19 protein-coding genes are annotated in these 15530 nt (G+C 64.2%); 12 read left to right on the forward strand and 7 right to left on the reverse strand.

The features are described 5' to 3' along the window. Positions 1 to 94: 94 nt before the first annotated feature. Positions 95 to 358: a BolA family protein gene (locus tag JEQ47_RS16010; protein ID WP_198877435.1), complete on the reverse strand. Its 264-nt coding sequence runs from the start codon at positions 356 to 358 to the stop codon at positions 95 to 97. A 45-nt stretch (positions 359 to 403) separates the two neighbouring features. Here JEQ47_RS16010 and JEQ47_RS16015 point away from each other — a divergent pair, with 45 nt between their 5' ends. The 4 genes from JEQ47_RS16015 (at position 404) to JEQ47_RS16030 (ending at position 5302) form a co-directional block, all read left to right on the forward strand. After that, on the forward strand, positions 404 to 1027 hold the full coding sequence (locus JEQ47_RS16015; protein ID WP_198877436.1) for a J domain-containing protein: 624 nt from the start codon (positions 404 to 406) through the stop codon (positions 1025 to 1027). A 231-nt stretch (positions 1028 to 1258) separates the two neighbouring features. Continuing rightward, positions 1259 to 2242 carry a cobaltochelatase subunit CobS gene (cobS, locus tag JEQ47_RS16020; protein WP_198877437.1) on the forward strand — a complete coding sequence of 328 codons (984 nt, stop codon included), beginning with the start codon at positions 1259 to 1261 and terminating at the stop codon, positions 2240 to 2242. 163 nt (positions 2243 to 2405) lie between these two features. Next, on the forward strand, positions 2406 to 4292 hold the full coding sequence (gene cobT, locus JEQ47_RS16025; protein WP_198877438.1) for a cobaltochelatase subunit CobT: 1887 nt from the start codon (positions 2406 to 2408) through the stop codon (positions 4290 to 4292). Continuing rightward, positions 4289 to 5302 carry an esterase-like activity of phytase family protein gene (locus tag JEQ47_RS16030; protein WP_198877439.1) on the forward strand — a complete coding sequence of 338 codons (1014 nt, stop codon included), beginning with the start codon at positions 4289 to 4291 and terminating at the stop codon, positions 5300 to 5302. Before cobT ends, JEQ47_RS16030 begins: the two co-directional genes overlap by 4 nt. On the opposite strand, the gene JEQ47_RS16035 is transcribed toward JEQ47_RS16030, so the two are convergent. The 3 genes from JEQ47_RS16035 to JEQ47_RS16045 all read right to left on the reverse strand — a co-directional run bounded on the left by JEQ47_RS16035 (position 5275) and on the right by JEQ47_RS16045 (position 7240). After that, positions 5275 to 5832: an HNH endonuclease gene (locus JEQ47_RS16035; RefSeq protein WP_198877440.1), complete on the reverse strand. Its 558-nt coding sequence runs from the start codon at positions 5830 to 5832 to the stop codon at positions 5275 to 5277. The genes JEQ47_RS16030 and JEQ47_RS16035 overlap by 28 nt on opposite strands. A gap of 89 nt (positions 5833 to 5921) precedes the next feature. Beyond that, positions 5922 to 6578: an alpha/beta hydrolase gene (locus JEQ47_RS16040; RefSeq protein WP_198877441.1), complete on the reverse strand. Its 657-nt coding sequence runs from the start codon at positions 6576 to 6578 to the stop codon at positions 5922 to 5924. Then, positions 6575 to 7240: a DNA-3-methyladenine glycosylase family protein gene (locus tag JEQ47_RS16045; RefSeq protein WP_198877442.1), complete on the reverse strand. Its 666-nt coding sequence runs from the start codon at positions 7238 to 7240 to the stop codon at positions 6575 to 6577. Before JEQ47_RS16045 ends, JEQ47_RS16040 begins: the two co-directional genes overlap by 4 nt. A gap of 97 nt (positions 7241 to 7337) precedes the next feature. Between JEQ47_RS16045 and gluQRS the strand changes: the two genes are divergently transcribed. Then, positions 7338 to 8189 carry a tRNA glutamyl-Q(34) synthetase GluQRS gene (gene gluQRS / locus JEQ47_RS16050; RefSeq protein ID WP_198877443.1) on the forward strand — a complete coding sequence of 284 codons (852 nt, stop codon included), beginning with the start codon at positions 7338 to 7340 and terminating at the stop codon, positions 8187 to 8189. A gap of 213 nt (positions 8190 to 8402) precedes the next feature. On the opposite strand, the gene JEQ47_RS16055 is transcribed toward gluQRS, so the two are convergent. Then, positions 8403 to 8774, reverse strand: a complete 372-nt coding sequence (locus JEQ47_RS16055) for a DUF4260 domain-containing protein (protein WP_198877444.1) — start codon at positions 8772 to 8774, stop codon at positions 8403 to 8405. 148 nt (positions 8775 to 8922) lie between these two features. Further along, a complete protein-coding gene (locus JEQ47_RS16060) occupies positions 8923 to 9882 on the reverse strand; it encodes an NAD-dependent epimerase/dehydratase family protein (RefSeq protein WP_198877445.1) in 960 nt (319 codons plus the stop codon). A gap of 87 nt (positions 9883 to 9969) precedes the next feature. Here JEQ47_RS16060 and JEQ47_RS16065 point away from each other — a divergent pair, with 87 nt between their 5' ends. The 6 genes from JEQ47_RS16065 to JEQ47_RS16090 all read left to right on the forward strand — a co-directional run bounded on the left by JEQ47_RS16065 (position 9970) and on the right by JEQ47_RS16090 (position 13129). Beyond that, positions 9970 to 10884 carry a LysR family transcriptional regulator gene (locus tag JEQ47_RS16065; RefSeq protein WP_198877446.1) on the forward strand — a complete coding sequence of 305 codons (915 nt, stop codon included), beginning with the start codon at positions 9970 to 9972 and terminating at the stop codon, positions 10882 to 10884. Between the two features lie 7 nt (positions 10885 to 10891). Further along, positions 10892 to 11086, forward strand: a complete 195-nt coding sequence (locus JEQ47_RS16070) for a twin transmembrane helix small protein (RefSeq protein WP_198877447.1) — start codon at positions 10892 to 10894, stop codon at positions 11084 to 11086. Positions 11087 to 11111: 25 nt separating this feature from the next. Beyond that, positions 11112 to 11708, forward strand: a complete 597-nt coding sequence (locus tag JEQ47_RS16075) for a cob(I)yrinic acid a,c-diamide adenosyltransferase (RefSeq protein ID WP_198877448.1) — start codon at positions 11112 to 11114, stop codon at positions 11706 to 11708. Positions 11709 to 11958: 250 nt separating this feature from the next. Further along, entirely contained in the window at positions 11959 to 12642 is a 684-nt protein-coding gene (locus JEQ47_RS16080; RefSeq protein WP_198877449.1) for a rhomboid family intramembrane serine protease, read from the forward strand. 85 nt (positions 12643 to 12727) lie between these two features. Continuing rightward, positions 12728 to 12910 carry a putative motility protein gene (locus JEQ47_RS16085; RefSeq protein ID WP_198877450.1) on the forward strand — a complete coding sequence of 61 codons (183 nt, stop codon included), beginning with the start codon at positions 12728 to 12730 and terminating at the stop codon, positions 12908 to 12910. A 9-nt stretch (positions 12911 to 12919) separates the two neighbouring features. Further along, entirely contained in the window at positions 12920 to 13129 is a 210-nt protein-coding gene (locus JEQ47_RS16090) for a hypothetical protein (protein WP_198877451.1), read from the forward strand. A gap of 136 nt (positions 13130 to 13265) precedes the next feature. On the opposite strand, the gene JEQ47_RS16095 is transcribed toward JEQ47_RS16090, so the two are convergent. Beyond that, positions 13266 to 13925, reverse strand: a complete 660-nt coding sequence (locus JEQ47_RS16095; RefSeq protein ID WP_198877452.1) for a TlpA disulfide reductase family protein — start codon at positions 13923 to 13925, stop codon at positions 13266 to 13268. Positions 13926 to 13947: 22 nt separating this feature from the next. Between JEQ47_RS16095 and argH the strand changes: the two genes are divergently transcribed. Further along, positions 13948 to 15396 (forward strand): argininosuccinate lyase, encoded by a 1449-nt coding sequence (gene argH / locus JEQ47_RS16100; protein WP_198877850.1) that lies wholly within the window; start codon positions 13948 to 13950, stop codon positions 15394 to 15396. The last annotated feature ends 134 nt before the right edge of the window (positions 15397 to 15530 follow it).

A 15530-nucleotide genomic window follows, 5' to 3' on the forward strand; every position in this document is an offset into this window, starting at 1 on the left:
ACCCCGGCGAAGGCCGGGGCCCATCCTGAGATCTCAAGTTGGATCCCGGCCTTCGCCGGGATGACAGCCGGTGGTTGATTGGGCATAAGACGCCTCACGTCGTCGGCAGCACCTCGATTGCGAGGGCATGCACGCGGGCTTTCAATTCATCGTCAAGCGCATCCATGACCGCGCGGTGTTGCGCAACGCGGCTCATCCCGTCAAAATTGCGGGTCGCGATTCTGACACGAAAATGGGTTTCACCACCTTCGCGCCAGCCGGCGTGGCCGTGATGGGACATCGATTCATCGATCACCTCCAGGTGGGTGGGCGAGAATCGCTCGGTGAGCTTGGCGCGGATCGTGTCCGTCATGGACATGGCTTTGCGTCTCCTGACAGTCTGCAAGAGATCTAACTAGGCACAATGAAACTGCAATCCAAGCTCTTCGATAACATTCGCATCCGTTCGCGCCGGGAAGAAAAGCCCGAGCCGGTGGACGTCGCCTGCGATTGGGAAGGCTGCGAAGAGCCCGGCGAGTTCAAGGCGCCCAAGGGCGTGCGCTCGGAGGGCCAGTACCACCACTTCTGCCTCGAGCATGTCCGGCACTACAACAAGGCCTTCAACTATTTCGCCGGCATGAGCCCGGAGGAACTGGACGAGGCCCTGCATGCCCCGCCCAAGGCCGAATCGCGCTCGACCTTTGCCACCGGCAATCCCGGCACGGCGCGGGCGGCAGGGCGCAACGCCGCCAAGCCGGGCGACAAATATGGTGATCCGTTCGGGGTCTTCGCGCGCTATCGCTACCAGCAGAGCAAGCGCCCGGCGACCGAGCGGGTCAAGCCGCTCAACGAGCCCGACCGGCGCGCGCTCGAAACCCTCGGCATCATGGGCCACGCCAAGTCCGACGACATCAAGGCGGCCTACAAGGCGCTGGTCAAGAAACACCACCCCGACGTCAATGGCGGCGACGCCTCGTCCGAAGAGCGCCTGCGCACCGTCATCGCCGCCTATTCCCACCTCAAGAAGCAGGGTTTCGTGACGCGGTAGCGCGGGGCCGCAGCCCCCCACCCTTGATCCCTCCCCACAAGGGGGAGGGAGACGATGGACACCGGCGCGCCAGTCCTGCGCCTCCCTCCCCTTGATGGGGAGGGAATGAGGGTGGGGTGACGTCTCGCGCTGATCCAGGCAATGCCCATCCCAAGGCTACCCGCCCCGTCACAATGCTGCTATAGAGCCACCGCCCGCCAGATTTTATCCAGCCATTCCAAGAGCCCGACCATGACCCAGTTCGCCAATCTGCCCGACCACGACTACAGCGCGCGGGAAATTTTCGGCATCGATACCGACATGGTGGTCAAGGGCTACAAGGACCGCACCGACCACGTGCCGCCCGTCGATCCGGATTACCTGTTCGACCGCAACACCACGCTCGCCATCCTTGCCGGCTTTGCCTACAACCGCCGCGTCATGGTTCAGGGCTATCACGGCACCGGCAAGTCGACCCATATCGAGCAGGTCGCCGCCCGCCTCAACTGGCCGCTGGTCCGCGTCAATCTCGACAGCCATGTGAGCCGTATCGATCTCGTCGGCAAGGACGCGATCGTGCTCAAGGACGGCAAGCAGATCACCGAATTCCGCGACGGCATCCTGCCCTGGGCGGTGCAGAACAATGTGGCCCTCGTGTTCGACGAATATGACGCTGGCCGCCCGGACGTGATGTTCGTGATCCAGCGCGTGCTCGAACAGTCGGGCCGCCTGACGCTGCTCGACCAGAACCGCGTCATCGTCCCGCACCCGGCCTTCCGCCTGTTCTCGACCACCAATACCATTGGTCTGGGTGACACGTCGGGCCTTTACCACGGCACGCAGCAGATCAATCAGGGTCAGATGGACCGCTGGAGCATCGTCACGACGCTCAACTACCTGCCGCATGACAAGGAAGTCGGCATCGTGCTGGCCAAGAACAAGGCCTATGGCGAGACCGAAAAGGGCAAAAAGCAGGTGGCCAACATGGTGCGCCTCGCCGACCTCACCCGTTCGGCCTTCATCAATGGCGACATCTCCACCGTCATGAGTCCGCGCGGCGTCATCACCTGGGCCGAAAATGCCGTGATCTTCGGCGGCGACATCGGCTTTGCCTTCCGCCTGACCTTCCTCAACAAGTGCGACGAACTCGAACGCCCCGTCGTGGCCGAGTTCTACCAGCGCGTGTTCGGCGAAGACCTGCCGGAAAGCTCCGCCAACCTTGCTGTAATGGCCTGACACGAGGCATGGACCCTCTTGCTCCCCTCCCCCTTGAGGGGAGGGGCTGGGGGTGGGGGTCCATCGGGTAACCACTGATCCACCCCCTCCCCGACCCTCCCCTCAAGGGGGAGGGGGCGCAGGTGTGACGTCCAAGCGCCAGTCCCAACCGACGAGCGTATTCATGGCAACTCCCCCGCGCAGCAAGCCCAACAAGCCCGATCAGACCCAGGCCTTCAAATCGGCCATGGGCGCCACGGTGCGCGCTATTGGTGGCAAGGCTGATCTCGAGGTGACCTTTACCGCCGACCGGCCGCTGCTCACCTCGGACAAGGCGCGTCTTGCCAACCTGCCGCGCCTTCCCACCAAGCGCGACATTGCCATTGCCCGCGGCCAGGGCGACGCCATGGCTATGCGCCTCGCCAGCCACGATCCGGAAACCCATCGCAAGCGCAGCCCCATCGACCCGCAGGCACGGGCTGCATTCGATGCGCTCGAACAGGCGCGCGTCGAGTCGCTGGGCTGTATCCGCATGCCGGGCATGACCGGCAATATCCATGAAATGCTGGAAGACCGGCTGTTCCGCGCCAATTTCGCCGAGGTCGATGACAAGGGCGATGCGCCCCTTGCCGAGGCCTTAGGGCTGATGCTGCGCGAAAAGCTGGCTGGGGTGGAAGTGCCACCCTCGGGCCATGCGCTGGTCGATCTGTGGCGCAATGAGATCGAGAGCAAGGCCGGCACATCCATCGACGCGCTGCTCGACAGCTACGAGAACCAGGACGAATTCTCGCGCCTGGCTCGCAAGGTGCTGCGCGACCTGAACCTCATCGCCGAAAGCGACATGCAGGACCCGGCCGACGCCGAGGAAGAGGCACAGGACCAGGAGCCCGAACAGGACGACAGCTCCGACAAGGCACCCGAGCAGGGTGAGGGCGAAAACGAGCAGGCCGAGAGGGACGAGGATCAGCAGGCCGGCGAGAGCGAGGAAACCGGCGACGTCGAAGGCATGGAAGCCGACATGGCCGATGCCGACGAGGATGCCGAGGCCGAGGCAGGCGAGGACGCGCCCATGCCCCCGCCCGCCAAAGATGGCGGCGAGCGGCTGACCAACCAGTTCAACTACAAGGTGTTCACCACCAAGTATGACGAGATCGTCAAGGCGGCCGAGCTGTGCCCGCCCGACGAACTCGACCAGTTGCGCGCCCTCCTCGACAAGCAGCTCGAAAACCTGGCTGGCGCCGTGGCGCGGCTGGCCAACAAGCTGCAGCGGCGCCTGATGGCCAAGCAGAACCGGAGCTGGCAGTTCGACCTCGAAGAGGGCCTGCTCGATACCGCACGCCTCACCCGCGTCGTTACCGATCCGCTGCAGGCGCTGAGCTTCAAGGTCGAAAACGACACCGATTTCCGCGACACCGTGGTGACGCTGCTGATCGACAATTCCGGCTCCATGCGCGGCCGGCCGATCACCATTGCGGCGATCTGCGGCGACATTCTCGCCCGCACGCTGGAGCGCTGCGGCGTCAAGGTCGAAATCCTCGGCTTCACCACCCGCGCCTGGAAGGGCGGCAAGAGCCGCGAGGCCTGGCTCGAGGCCAATCGCCCGCCCAATCCGGGCCGCGTCAACGATATCCGCCATATCATCTACAAGGCCGCCGACGAACCCTGGCGCCATGCAAGGCGCAATCTCGGGCTGATGATGCGCGAGGGCCTGCTCAAGGAAAACATCGACGGCGAGGCGCTCGAATGGGCCCGCAAGCGCCTGATGGCCCGCCCCGAGCAGCGCCGCATCCTTATGGTGATCTCGGACGGCGCGCCGGTGGACGACTCGACCCAGTCGGTCAATGCCGGCAACTATCTCGAAGCCCATCTCCGGCAGGTGATCGAGGATATCGAGACCCGCTCGCCCATCCAGCTCGTGGCCGTGGGCATCGGCCACGACGTGACGCGCTATTATCGCCGCGCCGTGACCCTGCTCGATGCCGAGGAACTGGCGGGCGCCCTGACCGACGAACTGGCTTCGCTGTTCGACGAGGAAATGCCGGCCCAGGCGAGGCGACGGGGACGCGCATGATTGCGCGGCCTGCCCTTGCTGCTGCATTGCTGCTGCTGGCGGGACCCGCCGCGGCGGTCGATGCGACGGTGAGCGCCGCGCCGGTAACGAGCTTTCGCGGCGCCGGTCTCGATATGCCGGTCGATCGCTTGATCTTCCGCGGCGGGCTCACCCTGCAAAGCCAGGACGATACCTTTGGCGGCCTCTCCAGCGTCAGCCAGACGGGGCCGGAACAGCGCATCACCTTTGTCACCGACCGCGGCAATTTTGTTGCGGGGCAACTGGCCTATGACCAGGCCGACCGGCTGATCGGCCTCATCGGCGTCACCATCGAGCCGATGCAGAATTCGGGCGGCGAGGTGCTGCCGCGCCAATATGCGCGCGATGCCGAGGGCATGGACACGATCTGGCGCAATGGCGAGGCGGTGGCCGTCCGCGTCGGCTTCGAGCATCTCACACGCGTCGCCGATTTCGCCATTACCGACGGCAAGCCCGGCGGCCCGGCCCGGGAAATCTCCATTCCGCAATGGCTGACCGACCTCAGGACCAATGAAACCCTGGAATCGGTCTGCATCGCCCCGCCCGCCTCGCCGATTGCCGGCTCGACCCTGCTGATCGCCGAGGAAGCGCTGGACGAGAACGGCAATCACCGTGCCGAACTGCTCGGCCAGAACGACAAGGGCCCGCTGACTTACGTCAACAGCCCGATCGTCAACCCGACCGACTGCAAGTTCCTGCCCAACGGCGACCTCCTGGTGCTGGAGCGCGGCGTCTCGCTCTTCGCCTTCGTCATGAATCTGCGGCGCGTGCCGGCATCTGAGGTGCGGCCCGGCAACCTGATGGAGGGCGAATTGCTGCTCTCTGCCCAGGGCGGCGAGATCGACAACATGGAATCGCTGATGGTGCACCAGACGCCGGGCGGCGAAACGCGCATCCTCATCGGCTCGGACAACAATTTCAACGATTGGCAGCGCACCTTACTGCTCGAATTTGCCCTGCCCGATCAGGGCTCGAGCTCGATATCCCAGTAGAGATAGTCCAGCCAGCTCTGGTGCAGGTGGTTGGGCGGGAAGGCGCGGCCGTTATTGTGCAGGTCATGCACGGTGGGTGCGTAGGGCGCCTGGTGCGGGAACATCTTGATTTCGCTGGGCAATCTGTTGGCCTTTTTCAGATTGCAGGGCGCGCAGGCGGCCACGACATTCTCCCAGGTGGTCAAGCCGCCCTTGGAGCGGGGAATGACGTGGTCGAAGGTCAGGTCATGGGTCGAGCCGCAATACTGGCACTGGAAGCGATCGCGCAGGAACACGTTGAAGCGCGTGAAGGCCGGATGGCGGGCAGGTTTGACATATTCGCGCAGCGACACGACGCTCGGCAGCCGCATCTCGAAACTGGGCGAATGAATGATCGTGTCGTAATGCGAAACGATGTTCACGCGATCGAGGAAGACCGCTTTTATCGCGTCCTGCCAGGACCATAGCGACAGCGGATAATAACTGAGCGGCCGGAAGTCGGCGTTCAGTACAAGAGCGGGACAAGCCTCAGGCGACACATGGATAGTCACTTGAGTCTCCCGTAACGGGAATCGCGTAAGTCCATAGCCCCTTTATACTAAGCCCTTTGTGTCGGGCGTGTGAAGCGGGGGCGGCAGGCTTATTTTGCAAGTCTGGCGATGAAGCTGGCAATGGCCTCCATGCCATCGGGCGCCACGCCGTGACCGACGCCGCGGCTGATGTGATAGGTCACGTCGAAGCCCGAATTCGTTAGCAGACTGTTGGCATCAGCGCTGTGATTGGGATCGACCACGTCATCCATGTCGCCATGAACGAGGCAGACCGGCGGATGCGCCAGGGTGTCCGAGCCGAAACCCTCGGGCGGCAGGAAGGCGCCGGAAATGCCGATGACCCCCATCAGCGTTTTTTCCTTGGGGAGCGAAAGGCCGACATGCAGCGCCATCATGGCGCCCTGGCTGAAACCGACGAGGAGGGTGCGGTCGGGCGTGATGCCGGTCTGGGCCCAAAGGTCCTCGAGGAAATCGACGATGACCGGACGGGCGCCGACGACGCCGGTCTGGCGGCTGGCGAGACGATCCCCGGACCAGTCGATGGGAAACCATTGAAAGCCGCCCATGCCTAGCGGGGTCGGCGCATGGGGCGAGACGAAGAGCGCCCCCGGCAGCAGCGGCTGGAAGGCCGGCGCCATGGCGATGAGATCGTTGCCGTCACTGCCATAGCCATGCAGCAACACGACGGCACTGTCGGGCGCCTGCCCATTGGCGGGCGGCAGCATCGGGCCGGAAAGCTTGGTCATAAAAGGCTCGATTCCCTTTGCTTGAGCGCCGCGAAATAGCGCCAGAACAGCAGCGCGGCAACCGAGCGATGCGGCGACCAGTCCTCTGCCAGGCCGATCATTTCCTTGATCGTCGGGCGAGCGTCAAGGCCGAGGCCGTGATGGGCCGCCTTGAGAAGGGCCAGGTCCCCGGCCGGAAAGATGTCGGGATGACCGGCGCAGAACAGGAGATAGACCTCCGCCGTCCAGGGGCCGATGCCCTTGATCCCGACGAGACGGGCCACGGCCTCCTCGGCCGGCAGCGCGTCGACATGGTCGAGATCGAGTTCCCCCGCCGCAATGGCCTGGGCCACGGCGCGCAGGGTCAGGAATTTGCCGCGCGAAAAGCCCGAGCCGCGCACGGTCTCCTCGCTGAGCAGAAGGTAGGTGTCCGGCTCCAGCGCACCGGGAATGACGCTGAAGCGGCCCCAGATGGCGGCGGCGCTCGCCACCGAAATCTGCTGCCCGCAAATGACCTTGGCCATGCCGGCAAAGCCCTTGGGATTGACCCTGGGCAGGACCGTGCCGACCGTCTCGAGCATGGGCGACAGATGCGGCCGGAGGCCGGTAAGGGTCGCTAGATGCCAGGCGACGCCCTCGGGCGTATCGATCCGGGGTGTGTCTTGAAGGGTGGTTTCTAGCACCGGCTCAATCCCGCAAGCGGGAACCTCTCTTGGTTTGACTGCATCCTGACGGGGGTTCCCGCTTTCGCGGGAATGACCCCCTGGGGTAGAAGGGCATATGGCAAAAAACGTCCTCCGCTTCGCCCCCAGCCCCAATGGTTTTCTGCATCTGGGCCATGCGCTCTCGGCGCTGGTGACCTGGAAGGCGGCCGAGCTGCTCGATGGTACGGCCTATCTGCGCATCGAAGACATCGACGTCCAGCGCTGTAAACCCGAATTTACCCAAGCCATCATCGAGGACCTCCATTGGCTGGGGCTCGACTGGCCCGAGCCGGTGCTGGTCCAGTCCGAGCGCTTCGATATTTATGCCGATGCCGCCAATCGGCTGCGTAACATGGACCTCCTTTATCCCTGCTTCTGCTCGCGCGCCGACATCGCCGCGGCGGCGGACGGTAGCGATCCCGATGGCGCGCCGCTTTATCCGGGCACCTGTCGGCATCTTTCCAATGCCGAGCGCATCGAGCGGCTCGAGCGCGGCGATCCGGTGCAGTTCCGTCTCGATACCGAGGCGGCGACCGAGCGGACCGGCATGCTGACTTATTCCGTGATCGGTCCGACGCTCAATGACCGACCGCAGATCCGCTATGCCCGGCCGCAGCGCTGGGGCGACGTGGTGCTGCAAAGGAAGGACACGCCGACCAGCTATCACCTGAGCGTGGTGGTCGACGATGCGGCGCAGGGCGTGACCCACGTGACGCGCGGCCGCGATCTCGAGGCCGCGACCGATATCCATGTGCTGTTGCAGATGCTGCTCGGGGTCTCGACGCCGATCTACCATTTTCATCGGCTGCTGCTGGGCGACGATGGCGAAAAGCTCGCCAAGTCGAAGGGATCGCCGAGCTTGCGGGATTTGCGGGCAGAAGGCTGGACGCCTGAGGATGTGCGGCGGGCAGTGGGGGTTTTTCCCTAAAGGGGCCTCCGCCCTTGATCCCTCCTCACAAGGGGAGGGAGACGATGAACACTAGGGCCACGGTCTTTCGCCTCCCTCCCCCTTGAGGGGAGGGACCGAGGGTGGGGGTGTCGCAGTTTGCCGAGGCCTCGACACCCCCTCCCCACCGCCGCTACGGCCTCCGGCCTAGCTTTGGTACCCTCCCCTCAAGGGGGAGGGTGGGCAGGAGCCGCTTCAACCGCGCTTGCCGATCCGCCCCAAATGCGTGTCCTGGAAACTCGCTTCCGACTTGAGGCCGTAGCCCAGCATGCGGTCAAAGCCGGAATGGGCGAGCCAGAGGGCGCCGAGGCCGACAAGGAGCGGCTGGGCGGCGAGCATGCCGAGAGCCAGGAGGACGAGGCCGAAAGCATAGACATGGACCGTGTTATAGACCCATGACCCCCAGCGCGGCCCCAGCCCATAGGCGAGGAAACTGAGATCCGGCGCAAAGAAGACCGGCAAAGCCAGAAACCAGGCCAGGTCCGAGCCGGAGAGCGAGAACAGCACGAGGCCGGCGATAAACACCAGCCCGCCTTCCGCGCGCTGCCAGAGAATGACGTCCTTCATTGGATGCTCCAAACAACTGTAAGGCGATACACGTCGCCCCCTCCTTCGTCATTACCCGGCTCGACCGGGCAATCCATGGACCACCCGGTCAAGCCGGGTGGTGACGGTGGGGGATGGGGCGAGGGCTACATTGGCGCTGGCGACTGGCCTACGCCACCTTCTTCATCGGATACTTGGCCTCGACCAGTTCGGTGACCGTAGCCGCGACGGCTGTTTCGAAGGGCGTGGCGAAGCCGGGGCCCAGGAGCGCATCGAGGCGCGGATCGACCAGTTCCATCTCGTTGGTCCAGATATAGCGCATGCGATGGATGTCACGCATGACCGGATTGACAAGGCCCATGGCCCCGAGGAGCCACCAGGGCAGCGGCGTGACCTTGAGCTTGCGCCCCAGCGCCGACTGCACTGCCGCCATGATCTGCCCGTGGCTCACCCAGTGGCCAGCGAAGTGGAAATTTTCGAACCTGGCGAACTGGTCGCGCTTTTCGGCGAGCACGGCAAAGGCGTGGGCGAGATCGGGCAGGTAGGCCCAGCTATGGCGCATGTCGAGATCGCCCATATGGTGAACGGTGCCCCCGGCAAAGCTCATGAACATGCCGGCATCGTACCAATCATCGCGATTGCCCGGGCCGAAGAAGTCTCCCGCCCTGAGGATGATGACCTGGAAACCCCGCGTTTCGGCGGCGTCGCGCAGCATCTCTTCGAGCCGGATGCGGATTTCGCCGCGCGGCTTTTCCCCGCTCTGCCGGAGACCGGGCGCGATGGTGCGGTCGGAAGCGCGATAGTTGTAGATGGTGCCGGGAAAAAGCAGGGTCTTGCCCGACCCGGTCATGGCGTCGATCACCACCTGCAACTGCGCCTCGGCCGCGCCATTGCCCCACTTGTCATAGGGCAGGTGCAGCGCATGCACCACCACGTCCGCTTCGGCAATGGCGGCCTTGACGACGCCCAGGTCATTGGCATTGCCCTGAATAAACTGCGTCTTCGAAACCGGCCGCCGATTGCTCCGCCCGAGACCGGCGACATCCCAATCTGCATCGCGAAAGGCGATCATCGCGGCATTGCCGATATGGCCGTTGCTGCCCAGAACCGTCACGTTTCCCTTGGTCATTTTTGTCTCCTGCTGTTGCTGGAGGCCAAGATCGTCGATACAATGATGAATATCGATTGGCCGATTTTCTGGGTTTGATATTCAAGAATGAATAGGGAGCCGGACTGGTCGCTTTGGCGCAGCTTCGCCGCCGTGATTTCCGAGGGCTCGCTGTCAGGCGCGGCGCGCAGCCTTGGCCTCAGCCAGCCCACCGTCGGTCGGCATATCGAGACGCTGGAGGCCGATCTGGGGATCGGGCTCTTCGAGCGAACCCTCACCGGCCTCAAACCCAATCCGACGGCGCTGAAACTCTATGAAAGCGTGCGGCTGGCCCAGTCGTCGCTGGCCGAGGCGGCGATCCTCGCGGCCGGGGCGCAGGACGAAGGCGGCGGCACGGTGCGCCTCACCGCCAGCACCATGATTTCCAACTATGTGCTGCCTGGCATCTTGCGCGAAGTGCGGGCGCTGCATCCGCGCATCGCCATCGAGACCGTGCCCTCCGATTCGGCCGAGAACCTGCTGATGCGCGAAGCGGACATCGCCATCCGCATGTTTCGCCCCACCCAGCTCGAACTGGTGACGCGGCACCTGGGTGATATTCCGCTGGTGCCGGTGGCCCACGAGGACTACCTGGCCCGGCGCGGCCGGCCGACAACGCTCGACGACCTCTGGACACACGACATGCTGGGCTTCGACCGCTCCGACGCCATCATCAGCCATGCCCGCTCGCTCGGCTACGACCTCAATCGCGACTATTTCCCCCTCCGCTCGGACAACCAGACGCATCTATGGGAGATGGTGAAGGCCGGCCTCGGCATCGGCTTTGGCCAGTTGCAACTGGCGCGGCGCACGCCGGGCCTCGTGGCCCTGCCGCTCGAGCTCAACATCCCGCCCATGCCGGTCTGGCTGACCACACACAGGGAATTGTTCACCTCGCACCGGATTCGTGCCATTTATGACGCAGTGGCAGCCGGCCTCGATGCCTATATCAATGGCGCAACCGCGCCCGTCTCACCCCGTTAAGGCACTCATGGAAACGCTTCTCAATATCGCCATCGCGCTGGCGCTGCTCTTCGTGGTCATCGTCCTGGGCATGGGTCTCTGGAACATGCTCAAGGGTGGCCCCGGCAATACCAGCCAGCGCCTGATGCGCCTGCGCGTCATCGGCCAGGCCGTGGCGCTGGCGCTGCTGCTGGGCGCGCTGTTCTTCTTCGGCCGCGGCTGACGCCGGGCGAGCCGGAGGGGGCGGCATGGTCAAGCTCAACAAGATCTATACCCGCACCGGCGACGATGGTACGACCGGCCTTGTGCGCGGGCCGCGCCGGGCCAAGCATGACCTCAGGATCGAAGCCTATGGCACGGTCGAGGAGGCCAATACCCTGATCGGTCAGGCACGTCTCTCAGCCGCCAATCAGCCCCGCGTCGATGCCGTGCTGGCGCGTATCCAGAACGACCTTTTCGATGTCGGATCGGATCTCGCGACCCCAGGCATCGACGATCCGGATGCCGAATATCCCAGCCTCCGCGTCCGCCCGGTGCAGACCGATTGGCTGGAAAAGCAGATCGACCATTTCAATGCCGATCTCGCTCCGCTGACCAGCTTCATCCTGCCTGGCGGCACACCGCTGTCATCGGCGCTGCACATCGCCCGCACCGTGACGCGCCGCGCCGAGCGGCTGGTGGCGGCGCTGGTGGAGGCCGAGCCGGAGACCGGCGGGGAACCCCTGCGCTACATGAACCGGCTCTCTGATTTACTGTTTGTCCTGGGCCGCGTCGCCAATGCCAATGGGACGAAGGATGTGCTTTGGGTGCCGGGGAATTATGGGGATGTGAAAAAGGGCGAGTAGCCTGCGGCCACCCAGGTCGTCACCCTCGGGCTTGACCCGAGGGGTCTTTACTTGCTCAGTGGCCGGTCAGTGCAGTGCCCTCGGGTCAAGCCCGAGGGTGACGCGCGGTGGGTGTTGCGGCGAAAATCCAGTGCCTGAAACCGGGCAGGAAGGAAGAACCCCTCATCCGGCGCTTCGCGCCACCTTCTCTTGCAAGGGGAGAAGGAAGACCGAAATAGCCGGGCGCCCGGCGGGAATGGATGGATCAAAAATGTTCCTGCCGCTGCATGACACCAATCCGATCCGGCATATTCCCTTTCCTTTCGTCAATTACGGGCTGATCGGCGTCACCATGCTGGTCTTTGCGGTGCAGGCAGCGCTGCCGCCGGCTGGGTTCGACGCCATGGCAATCAATTTCGGCATGATCCCGATCGTGGTGCGCGATCTTTATCCGCAGCCGGTGGCCTGGCTGCCGGACTATGCCAATCTCGTCACCTATGCCTTCCTCCATGCCGACTGGATGCACCTCCTCACCAACATGCTGTTTCTCTGGGTTTTCGGGGACAATATCGAGGACGCATTGGGGCACTGGAAATATCTGTTCTTCTACCTCGCCTGCGCCGTGCTGGCGGCGCTCGCCCACCTGCTCTTCAACCTCGACGCCAATGGCCCGCTGGTTGGCGCATCGGGCGCGGTGGCCGGAGTGATGGGCGCCTATATCCTGCTTTTCCCCCATGTCCGGGTCTTCGTTCTGGCGCGCATCGTCTGGCTGATCCCGCTGCCGCTGCCCGCTTTCTGGATGCTGGGCTTCTGGATCCTGACGCAGTTGTTCTTCGCGCTGGTGGGGTCGGACGAGCCGGTCGCGTGGTGGGCGCATCTGGGCGGCTTTGCCGCCGGGCTGGTGCTGGCGCCGCTGCTGAAACACCGCGACGTGCCGCTCTTGGGCGGTCGATAGGTTCGAAAAAATTCACCCTTTCGGGCAAGCAAGCGTTAACCCGGCTTAACTAGGGTTGAAGTCCGCATTTCCATCGGGACCGGACATGAACACGGACCTTGCCAGCAATCTCCTGACCACGCGCGCGTCGATGACGCAGCAATCGGTGCAGATTGCCGTGGTCAAGAAGGCCCATGACATGCAGATGGACCTCATCAGTTCGCTGATGGAAACGGCCCTCGCAGCCCCGCCTCCCGGTCAGGGCGCCCGGGTCGACAAGCTCGCCTGAGGCTAAGCGATGGGCAGCGGCATCGGCATTGCTCCATCGATCATGATCAACCGCATGGTGCATGAAAAGGGCGTGCCGCAGGCTGGGCACCTGCTCGAAGTCGCGCGGCTCAGGGCCGAGATGATGCAGGCGCAGGCCGAAAACGCCGCCGCGCCTCTGCCGACGTCCGCGCCCGCCGAGGCGCCGCTCAATGGGGCGGAAGTGGATCTGCTTATTTAGGGCCAGGCTGCTCGACACAGAGCTCTCAGACTTCCGTCTTTGCCCGGCTTGGCCGGGCAATCCATCTCTTGTCTCGATATCGCATGGACCACCCGGTCGAGCCGGGTAGTGACGATGAACAGGAGAACGGCGCCCCCTACCCCCTGAGCCCGATCAGTGCTTCCACAACCGCCTTGCCGTCGTCGCCATGCCATTCGGCAGGGCCCTGCAGCACGGCGATTTCGCAGCCTTCCGGATCGAGCAGCAGGGTTGCGGGGAGGCCAATGGCCACGGCCTCGCGCTTCAGGCGCTCGAAGGCGGCAAAGGTGTTGTCGGCATAAAGCGGCAGGTTTTCGAACTGCCCCTCGTCGAGGAATTCCTGCGCCTTGGCGAGCCCGCCCTCGCCGATATCGAGATTGATGGGCAGGACCATGAACTTGTCGGAATTGTACTGGGTGGCAACGGCGTCGAGCGCCGGCATTTCCTCGCGACACGGCACGCACCAGCTCGCCCAGAAATTGACGAGGAGGAACTTGCCGGCAAAGTCGGCGACGCTCATCTCGGTCCCCGCCTCGTCCTTGAATTCCATGGTGGAATAGCCGCGGCCCTCGCCGGTACCATTGAGGGCGGCAAGTTCGCCCACGGCGGCGGCATCGACGATCTGCGCGGCGGCGGCCTGGGCCGGGCATTCATTGGCCGTGCCGGCATTGCCCAGCATCAGCCAGGCGGCTATAGACCCACCAACAACGACCACCCCTGCGGCGACGGGCAAAGCCCACTTCGGAGCCTGGGGACCTTTTGAGCGGGTATTTTCCATGGTGTCTCCGTCGGACAAGGCTCTGAGCAACAAGATGTGGGGCGGACGCTTCGCCGAGGCGCCCGATGCCATCATGGAGGAAATCAACGCCTCCATCGGCTTCGACCAGCGCCTCTACCGCCAGGATATTGCCGGATCGAAGGCCCATGCCACAATGCTCGCCGCGACGGGCATTCTGACGCAGACCGACCGCGACGCCATCCTTGCCGGTCTAGATGAGGTGCTGGCCGAAATCGAGGGCGGCCAGTTCAAATTCTCGCGGGCGCTCGAAGACATCCATATGAATGTCGAAAGCAGGTTGCGCGAAAAGATCGGCGATGCCGCCGGGCGCCTCCACACCGCGCGTTCCCGCAATGACCAGGTGGCCACCGACTTCCGCCTCTATGTGCGCGACTATATCGACACGCTGGTGGGCCAGGTCAGGGGCCTGCAACTGGCTTTGGTCGACCGCGCCGAGGACGAGGCCGAGACCATCATGCCCGGCTTCACGCATCTGCAGAATGCCCAGCCGGTGACCTTTGGCCATCACCTGCTCGCCTATGTCGAAATGCTGGGCCGCGATGCCGGGCGGCTCGAGGATGCGCGGAAACGCCTCAACGAGAACCCCCTGGGTTCGGCGGCGTTGGCCGGCACGCCCTACCCCATCGACCGCACGATGACCACGGAGGCCCTGGGCTTTGACCGCCCGACCGCCAATTCGCTCGATGCGGTCTCAGACCGGGACTTCATCCTCGAAACCCTGGCCGCCGCCTCGATCTGCGCCATGCACCTTTCCCGCTTTGCCGAGGAAATGGTGATCTGGAGCTCGGCGCAGTTCGGCTTCGTCAAGCTCAGCGACAAGTTCACCACCGGCTCCTCGATCATGCCGCAGAAGCGCAATCCGGACGCGGCCGAACTGGTGCGCGCCAAGATCGGCCGTATCCTTGGGGCGCTGACGTCGCTGCTGGTGGTGATGAAGGGCCTGCCCCTGGCCTATTCCAAGGACATGCAGGAAGACAAGGAAGTCGCCTTCGACGCGCTTGATGCCCTGTCGCTGTCGCTGGCCGCCATGACCGGCATGGTCAAGGACATGATGCCCAATCGCGAGCGCATGCATGCCTCGGCTTCGGCAGGGTTCTCGACCGCCACCGATGTCGCCGACTGGCTGGTGCGGGAATTGAACATCCCCTTCCGCGACGCCCACCACATTACCGGGCAGATCGTGTCGCTGGCCGAGCAGAAGAATTGCGGCCTGGAAGGCCTCACCATCGAGGACTTCAAGCTGATCGATCACCGCATCGACAGCCGCATCCATAAGGTTATCACGGTCGAAGCCTCCGTGGCCGCGAGAAAGTCCTATGGCGGCACGGCCCCCGCCAATGTGCTGGAGCAGGCAGCGCGCTGGAAGTCAGCGCTGACGGGGGAACAGCATGAGGCGCGGGCGCTGAAGGCCAGGAAGCATGGCGGCCATGGCGATGGCGGGGTTGAGTAAGGCCCGCGAATAAGACACGATTTCTTCCTCTCCCCTTGTGGGAGAGGGTGCCCGAAGGGCGGGTGAGGGGTCTCACCGCTGATTCAGCACCCCTCATCCGGCGCTGCGCGCCACCTTCTCCCACAAGGGGAGAA

Origin of the sequence: Devosia sediminis, assembly GCF_016411825.1 — a bacterium.
GTDB lineage: Bacteria > Pseudomonadota > Alphaproteobacteria > Rhizobiales > Devosiaceae > Devosia > Devosia sediminis.